The sequence below is a fragment of the Pseudomonas sp. 2822-17 genome (genome assembly GCF_002742485.1).
GTDB lineage: Bacteria > Pseudomonadota > Gammaproteobacteria > Pseudomonadales > Pseudomonadaceae > Aquipseudomonas > Aquipseudomonas cyclaminis.
The window spans coordinates 1-342 of sequence record NZ_LJRZ01000564.1; the positions used below are offsets into that span (position 1 = coordinate 1).

General features: G+C 32.2%; 1 protein-coding gene. It reads left to right on the forward strand.

The features are described from left to right. On the forward strand, positions 1–342 hold a 342-nt coding region (locus tag AOA60_RS33415; protein WP_218240749.1), incomplete at both ends, for a hypothetical protein.

Here is a 342-nt window from a genome sequence, read left to right on the forward strand (position 1 = left end):
ATCCAATATCAAAGAAACAAATTCAGATCTAACATTACAGTATCTAAGTGATAACATTGCTTCTATATACTTTGAATTTCTAATACCAAACAGTATTTTTAGTGGCGAGGAGGATGTTACCATCACAAAGGAGATCGTCCAATCTGGCGTTTCACAATTGGATAATACAATGGTAACTATACACTTCACTATAAAAGAAGGGAATGAAGTAGTTTATTCATATGCCGAACCCGTTCTATTAGCAGTATATTTTACTTACGAAGATGATATTGATAATCTTGAATTTCTTTTTTATCAAGATGAAATATGGCACGATAAAGATCCATATGGTAGAAGCTACAC